General features: G+C 64.9%; 8 protein-coding genes. 4 read left to right on the forward strand and 4 right to left on the reverse strand.

What is annotated here, in order from left to right; translation table 11 throughout:
* From OXU42_13145 to OXU42_13160, 4 genes are all read left to right on the forward strand, one after another.
* On the forward strand, positions 1-601 hold a 601-nt coding region (locus tag OXU42_13145), incomplete at its 5' end, for an ABC transporter ATP-binding protein (GenBank protein MDE0030334.1).
* 62 nt (positions 602-663) lie between these two features.
* The gene (locus tag OXU42_13150; GenBank protein MDE0030335.1) at positions 664-1440 is read left to right on the forward strand and encodes an ABC transporter ATP-binding protein; all 777 of its coding nucleotides are present in this window, start codon (positions 664-666) and stop codon (positions 1438-1440) included.
* A gap of 26 nt (positions 1441-1466) precedes the next feature.
* Positions 1467-2222 carry an ABC transporter permease gene (locus tag OXU42_13155; GenBank protein MDE0030336.1) on the forward strand — a complete coding sequence of 252 codons (756 nt, stop codon included), beginning with the start codon at positions 1467-1469 and terminating at the stop codon, positions 2220-2222.
* Complete coding sequence (locus OXU42_13160; GenBank protein ID MDE0030337.1) at positions 2219-3019, forward strand: ABC transporter permease; 801 nt, start codon at positions 2219-2221, stop codon at positions 3017-3019. Before OXU42_13155 ends, OXU42_13160 begins: the two co-directional genes overlap by 4 nt.
* Before the next feature lie 25 nt (positions 3020-3044).
* Here the strand turns inward: OXU42_13160 and OXU42_13165 are convergent, their stop codons facing one another.
* From OXU42_13165 to OXU42_13180, 4 genes are all read right to left on the reverse strand, one after another.
* On the reverse strand, positions 3045-3386 hold the full coding sequence (locus OXU42_13165; protein ID MDE0030338.1) for a nucleotidyltransferase domain-containing protein: 342 nt from the start codon (positions 3384-3386) through the stop codon (positions 3045-3047).
* Between the two features lie 109 nt (positions 3387-3495).
* On the reverse strand, positions 3496-5238 hold the full coding sequence (locus tag OXU42_13170; protein ID MDE0030339.1) for an AAA family ATPase: 1743 nt from the start codon (positions 5236-5238) through the stop codon (positions 3496-3498).
* Positions 5239-5452: 214 nt separating this feature from the next.
* The gene (locus tag OXU42_13175; GenBank protein ID MDE0030340.1) at positions 5453-6193 is read right to left on the reverse strand and encodes an SDR family NAD(P)-dependent oxidoreductase; all 741 of its coding nucleotides are present in this window, start codon (positions 6191-6193) and stop codon (positions 5453-5455) included.
* 91 nt (positions 6194-6284) lie between these two features.
* A complete protein-coding gene (locus OXU42_13180) occupies positions 6285-7667 on the reverse strand; it encodes a UbiD family decarboxylase (GenBank protein MDE0030341.1) in 1383 nt (460 codons plus the stop codon).
* Between the last annotated feature and the right edge of the window lie 161 nt (positions 7668-7828).

A 7828-nucleotide genomic window follows, 5' to 3' on the forward strand; every position in this document is an offset into this window, starting at 1 on the left:
GGGCAAGACCACCACCGTACGCTCCATCATGGGGTTGGTGCGGCCGCGGGCCGGAAAGATCCGTTTCCAGGGCGTGGAGATCCAGGGCAAGCCGAGCCACCTCGTGGCCCGGGCCGGCATCGGCCTCGTGCCCGAGGGGCGGCAGGTATTTCCCAACCTGACGGTGCGGGAGAACCTGGAGGTGGCCGCGGGATACGGATCCGCTTCCCAGAGCCCCGGCGCGGACTTGTGGACCGTGACACGCATCTACGAGATGTTCCCGGCGCTGGAGGCGCGCAAGGACCTGTACGGCCGCGCCTTGTCGGGCGGCGAGCAGCAGATGCTCGCCATCGGCCGCGCGCTCATGACCGACGCCCGCCTGATCCTGCTGGACGAAGCCACCGAGGGTCTGGCGCCGCTCGTATGCGCCGAGATCTGGCGCTGCCTGGAACGGCTCAAGGCCGTGGGGCAGGCCATCCTCCTCATCGACAGCAATCACGGGGCGCTCATGCAGCTCGCCGACCGCCACTACATCATGGAAAAGGGCCGCATCACCTGGACCGGCGACTCCGCCGCCCTGGCCGCGGCCGAGGACGTGCGGCAACGGTACCTGGGGGTCTAGCATCCTGCGTCACCAGGAAAACTCGCTTGTCACCTCACGGTCATTGTAGTAATTTCGGGCCAATGGAACCCTATATCCGATCCACCGACATCACGCTGACGTTCACGCCCAAGAACCGGGATCCGGTCACGGCCCTGAAGGATTTCCGCATCGAGCTGAACTCGGGGGAGTTCGTCTCCATCGTGGGGCCGTCGGGGTGCGGCAAGAGCACCTTCCTGAACGTGCTGCTGGGGCTGCTCAGACCGGACATAGGCGAGCTGGAGATCGGCGGCAAGAAGATCACCGGGCCAGGGGTCGAGCGCGCCATGGTCTTCCAGGAGTTCGGGCTGCTGCCGTGGCGGACGGTCATAGCCAACGTGGAGCTGGGGCCGGAGCTCAAGGGGGAGTCGGTGGCCTCGCGCCGCCCGCGCGCCCAGGAACTCATCAACTTGGTGGGGCTCACCGGTTTCGAGGGGCACTTCCCGCACGAACTGTCCGGCGGCATGAAGCAGCGGGTGGGCCTCGCCCGGGCGCTGGCCACGGACCCCGAGGTGCTGCTCATGGACGAGCCGTTCGCCGCGCTGGACGCCCAGACCCGGGACCTCATGCAGGCAGAACTGCTGCAGATCTGGGACAGACACAAGAAGACCGTGCTGTTCGTCACCCACAGCATCGAGGAGGCAGCCTATCTGTCGGACCGGGTGATCGTCATGACCGCCAGGCCCGGCAAGACCAAGCGCATCATCAAGATCAACCTGCCGCGGCCCCGTGGTTACGAGATGCGGCTTTCGCCGGAGTTCAACGACATCAAGCTCGACATCTGGAACACCCTCAAGGACGAGCTGACCGCGAGGGAATGATGGGATTCGGACTTTCGGAGCGTAGCGTGCGGTTCCTGCTCGGGGCGGGGGCGGTGTTGGGCTTCTTCCTCGTCTGGGAGTTCCTGCTCACCTTCGTCTTCGTCTTCAACCCGTTCTTCATCACCAAGCCGTCGCTCATGTGGCAGGCCACCGGTGACCTGATCCTCAGCGGCGAGCTCTGGAAGGACATCTACGTCAGCGGCACTCCCTTCGTATTCGGGTTCGCGGCCGCGGTGTTCATCGGCATCCCGGTGGGGGTGGTCATGGGGTGGCGCCGCCGGGTGGCATTCGCCCTGGACCCGTTCCTCACGGCCCTGTACGCGAGCCCGCTGGTGGCGCTGGCGCCGCTGCTGATCGTCATGTTCGGCGTGGGGATCAAGGGCAAGACCATCCTGATCTTCCTCCTCGCGGTGTTCCCGTTCATCTTCAACGCCTTCGCCGGCGTCCGCTCGGTGGACACGCTGCTCATCAACGTCGTCCGGTCCCTGGGAGGGAAGGAACGCGACCTCTACTTCAAGGTCATCCTGCCGAGCACCCTGCCCTACATCGTGGCGGGCGCCAGGATCGCCATCGGCCGGGGCATCGTCGGCATCATCGTCGGCGAGTTCTACGCCGCCTCCGAGGGCATCGGCCACGCGCTGATCTGGTACGGCGACATGTACCAGCTGGCGCACATGTTCGTGTGCATCCTCGTGCTGATGATCATCGCGGTGATCTTCACCGTGGGCCTGCGCAAGGCCGAGCTGATCATCGCGCCCTGGCGCACCCAGGAAACACGATGAACCGCTACCTGTCACAGTACCGCGAGAACGAGGAGCCCATCCTGGGATGGGGCTTCATCGTGCTGTTCCTGCTGGTCTGGGAGTTCATTCCCCACGTGGTGACCCTGCCCAAGGGGCTGGCGCTGTTCTTCACGACGCCGTACCACATTGCTGCCAAGCTCGTCGAAATGAGCACCTCGGGCGAGGTGGCGTTTCACTTCTACGTCAGCGCCAGCGAGTTCGTCATCGGCCTCGGGCTCTCCATCATCGTGGCGCTTCCCGTGGGGCTGGTCATGGGGCGTTTCTACACGCTCAACGCCATGTTCGACCCCTTCGTGACCGCCTTCAACGCCACTCCCCGGCTGGTGTTCCTGCCGCTGGTGGTGTTGTGGCTTGGCTTCGGCATCTGGTCCACGGTGGTGATCGTCTTCATCGGCGCCCTCTTCCCCCTCCTGATCAACACCTACGAGGGCGTTAAGAACGTCGACCGCGTGCTGGTCAACGTGGTGCGCTCCTTCGGCGCCAACGAGTGGCAGCTCATGAAGATCGTGGTGCTGCCCAACTCCATGCCCTACATCATCGCCGGCCTCCGGCTCGCCATCGGCCGCGCCATCCTGGGCGTCGTGGTGGGAGAGTTCTTCGGCTCCGACCAAGGCATCGGCTTCCTCATGGCCGAGGCCGCCGGCAACTACATCGTCGACGTGGTCTTCGCCGGCCTCATCCTGTTCATGGGCATCTCCCTCGTGATGACCATGGCGGTGAAGAAGCTGGAAGACCGGTTGAGCCGCTGGCGGCCGGAGCAGGTGAAGACGTTCTGAGGGCTATTGTTCCGCAACCCTGAGGTCACAGCGTCCCCTTCTCATAGAGTACCTTGCCCTCCCGCAGAGCGCGCGCCAGCACGTGGTTGAGGGAATCGCGCCAATAGTCCACGTCGTCGCGCGAAAAGACCAGAACGTCAGCGGGCACGTGAAAGGTTCTCAGTGTGCGGTAGAGGCGGACCAATTCCTCGTGCTGGCTGCGCCCGGGACCGAAGGGTTCGGCTTCGAGCACAAGCAGATCGACGTCGGAATTCTCCCGGTAGTCACCGCGAGCGCGGGAACCGAACAGGATCACCTGCTCCGGCGCAACCTCTTCGACGATGGCCCGCACCATACGCTGGATCAGATCGTCGTTGACGAGGGTCATGGCTTCGTCCCGGTCAAGCGTCTCAGGTGACTAAGGTTTTCCCATCAAGCATGTAATCGCTGTCCCGCCGCAAAGACCTTGAATTTCGCGACTTGGAAAGCGGAAACGTCTATGATGGTTCTCCCGCCGGCGTGGCGCTCTCCGCGATCCGCACGATGGCGTCGAGCATTTCACGGATCTCTGGATCGATTTCGCATTCAGGGACATACTCGGCCAATTCGTAGAAGTTCTTCTTGGCCATGAGGTTCGGCAGCCCGAGTCTCTCGAAGTACGCCTTGAACACCGGCTCCAGGAACTCATCACTGGCCTTGATGTCCCCGTCCCAGGGAGAACCCCTGCCCAAGGTGTTTAACGCCGTCTCTACCTGATCGATCGCCTGCCACATCACGTTCGCGCGCTTCTTGGCTTCCGCCCGTGTGAACAACGGTCCAGCTACGGCCTCGGACGCCGACGCTGTGGCATATGCCTCCAGTGTGGCTTTGGAGCACAAGTAGTTCTCGATCTCCCGGCGTTTCCACATCAGACATTCCACCGGTGCCATGTCTCCTGGCGCCGCCTCCATCCTATCGAACAACACCACTCCTCGAAGCCCCGGCACCGCCTCCCTCAGACCATGGTAGTGGTTTCGAACTGCACTGGCTTTGTTCTCAACATACTTCACGAAGGGCCGCCCAAGAACCCCCAAAGCCCGTTCGTGCCCCAGCCGCTTGGCGAAAGCGTAGAGAATCGAGAGGTCTGTTGAGCCTTCAAGGTAAAGCACCCAACCAGTCTGCTCTGCCTGATAATACTGTTCGAAGCCTATTTCCCTGAGCGCCTTTGACACTTGACTGCCACGGTCGTCGATGCGGTGCGGCCGGCCCACGAAGGCCACTACCAGATCCCGGTCAGCGGCCTCATTGAGCAGCACCTCCGAGTGGCTCGCGGCGATAATTTGACTTCCGCTGTCACGAGCGACGTCGGTGAGCAGGCGGTAGGTTTGCCGTTGGCGCAAGATCTCCAGATGCGCATCCGGCTCGTCCAGAAGCAGGACCGATCCTGGGTTTGCATACATGTACGCCAGAAGGAGCAGTGTCTGCTGAAGACCGCGTCCTGCGGAAGATAGGTCGAGTCTCGTCGCCCGTTCACGATAGCTCATCACGATCTCCCCACGCTCCGCCACATAGCGGGGCGGGTCCACGACCGTGCCGAACAGACCCTCAATCTGCTTCACCAGCCGTTGCCACTGTTCCGGCTGTTCCCCATGGACCTGGAAGCAGAGGTTACGCAGTACTTCCGCCGTACGCCCTTCCCCTATTCGGACGTCCACGGCTCCCGCATCGAGCCGAGTCTCCGTAGCCGCCAGTCCCGACATCGGCGGCAAGAAAGCGACCCGTGCGCGTGCGGCTTCCTCCGGGACCGGCATGCGCTCGGGCGTCTTGCCGTCCGACTGCCGGAGCGGCCGACAGTAGAATGACTCCTCGTTGGCGTAGTCGAACTCCAATCCGCAGGCCCAAGCTTGGTCGTTGCTCAATCCCTCGACGACGATATCGATGCGGATATTGCTGGTGCGCGGTTTGCCGTCGACTTTCTGGACATCCCGCACATGAAGATCCCTCCAGAGGAGATTGGCGTCAGGAATGGGGATAGCGACCAAGTCGCGACGGCTGACGGTGACCCCTGGGCGTTTCTCCGGTGTGCTCTTGCCGGAGCGCTTCTCATTCCAGCGCCGGAGCCCAACGTCCCAGAGGGCTAGGGCCTGCATGGCTGAAGTCTTGCCCGAGTTGTTCGGACCGATGAAAACCACCGGGCTACCGAGCTCGATTGGGACTTCGCCGAAGCGCTTGAAGTTTCTTATGGTGAGTTTGGTCAGCATTCTCGCGCCCACTCTTCGCCGTCCACTGTCCCAGATTACCCCTATTCGTACGCTGCCTCCCTCTATGGTTCCCTTCTTACTGGGTGTGTGACTACGTAGGTAGGCGCACGCAGATCCGTGTGCCCGATCCACGTACTCTTCACAAGACACCTACGAACTTACGAAAAAGTTGATAGGTGGACAAGCAATCCTGCTTTGGATAGCCCGGCGCGGCTCAGTTCATCACCACGCCGCCGTTGACGTTGAGCGTGTACCCTGTGATGTAGGTGTTCTGGGGGCCTACGAGGAAGTAGAAGCCTTCGGCGATGTCCTCGGGCTGGCCGGTGCGGCCCATGGGGATGAGCGGCTTCCACGCCTCGCGGGAGCCCGGCGCGGCCTTGGCGAGGACCCGTGGGGTGTCCGTGGGGCCGGGGGCGACGGCGTTGACGAGGACGCCGTAGGGGGCCAACTCCTGGGCCAGGGACTTGGTGAAGCCGAGGACGCCCGCCTTGGCGGCCGAGTAGGGGGTGCGCAGGGCACAGCCGGTGAGGCCGTAGTTGGAAGCGGTGTTGACGATGCGGCCGCGCCGCTGCTCCATCATGCCGGGCGCCACCTCGCGGCAGAAGAGGAACGTACCCTTGAGGTTCACGTCCAGCACTTCGCGCCACTCGGCCCAGGACAGGTCCTCCACGGCCTTCGTGTGGATGGTGCCGCCCGCCAAGTTGCAGAGGATGCCGACGGGTCCGAGGTCCTCTCCCACCCGCGCCACCACTTCCTTGATCTCCGCGGCACGGGTCACGTCGACGCCGTAGGCGCGCGCCCGCGCTCCCGTCGCGGTCAGCTCTTCCACGACCCCTGCCGCGCTCTCACGGTCCGCGTCGGCGATGGCGACGGCGATGCCCTCCCGGGCGAACCGCAACGCGACGCAACGGCCGATGCCGTTGGCGCCGCCGGTGATGATGGCTACGTCACTCACTTTCGGCTCCTTCTCTTGAACACATGCGGGGTCCCTGACGCGGGGCTGGTCCTAAGCCCGTGCCGGCGCGGGACGCGCGCGCCGGCACGCATCAGAGGAAATCCTCCAGCCGCACCTTGCCGGCGCCCATGGGCTGCAGGCGCTCGAACTCGAAGCGCCGCGCGGGGTCGCACTCGGGCGGCTTGGTGGCGTCGATCATCACCTTGCCGCCCACCCGGTGCCAGCCGGGCGCGCCGGGCTTGCCCACCTCCTGGCACGAGGGGTCCATGGCGTGGATCTTGGCGCCCGGGATGGTGATGATGTCCTCGGCCGGGTTGACCCGCGTGGAGACGGCCCACAGCACGTCGGCGTAGTTGAAGATGTCCACGTCCTCGTCCACGGCGATGGCCACCTTGGGGTGCTGGTACTCGCTCGACAGGGCGGCCATGAGCACGTTGCGCGCCTCGCCGTAGTAGCGGGCGTTCATCTGCACGACGATGCCGAAGATGCCCGGCAGCGCCAGCACGTTCTTGACCTGGGTGCCGCCGCCGACGTTGCGGATGCGCCGCAGGATCTGCGCCGACATGGGCACCTTGTGGTACACGCAGCCCTCCACCTCGGCGCCGTTCTGGATGTTCTTGAAGATGGCGTCACCGCGCATGGTGATGGCGTTGACCTGGAACACCGGGTTCTGCCCCGCGCCGGCCAGGTAGTAGTCCTGGAACTCGCTGAAGGGGCCCTCCTCCTCGCGCACATGGGGCAGGATCTCGCCTTCCAGCACCACCTCGGCCTGGGCCGGCACCTCCATGTCGAGTGTCTCGCACTTCACCATTTCCACGTCTTCCTCGAGCAGCGCCGAGGCGATGGTCAACTCGTCCCGCCCGTAGTCCGTCGTGGTGGCGGCGGCGAAGTAATACATGGGGTGATGGCCGATCATGAAGGCCACGGGCATGCTCTCGCCCTTGGTTTCGTGCTTCTGGTAGTTGGTCCAGCCGTGGCGCGGGTAGAGCAGGATGCCGGTCTTGCGCGGGCCCTTCATCTGCAGGCGGTGGAAGCTCAGGTTGCGGTTGCCGGTGTCCGGGTCCTTGGAGATCATCAGCCCGGCGGAGATGAAGGGGCCGCCGTCACGGATGCCGCACTGGTGGATCGGGAGCTTCGTGATGTCCACCTCGTCGCCCGTGAGGATGCGTTCCTTGACCGGACCCGTGGGCACCAGCCGGGTGGTGCCGGGCTCCTGCGTGCGCCGGACGAACTCCGGCACCATCTCGTCGCGGTCGCAGCCGAAGGCCAGCGGCGCCAGCCGCACGTCGCCGGGCGCCTGTCCGAGGCAGCGCCAGCCCGGGTACCCCGCGAGGTTGTCGAACAGCAGCGCGCGTTGGCGCGACTGCCACAGAAGCGCCCCCATCTGGGTGCGCGGATCCACCGGCTTGGAAATGGTGTCGAGCACACCGGCGCCGCGCAACTGGTCGATCCAGGTGCGTATGTCCTTTTTCATGGGCTGTTTCGCGGTTCGGAGGTCATTGTCGTGGGGGGGGGGGGGGGGGGGGGGGGGGCGGGGGGGGGGGGGGGGTTTTTGGGGGGGGGGGGGGGGGGGGGGGGGGGGGGGTGGGGGGGGGGGGCGGGGGGGGGGGGGGGGGGGGGGGGGGGGGGGGGGGG

This window comes from Deltaproteobacteria bacterium (genome assembly GCA_028818775.1).
GTDB lineage: Bacteria > Desulfobacterota > Binatia > UBA9968 > JAJDTQ01 > JAJDTQ01.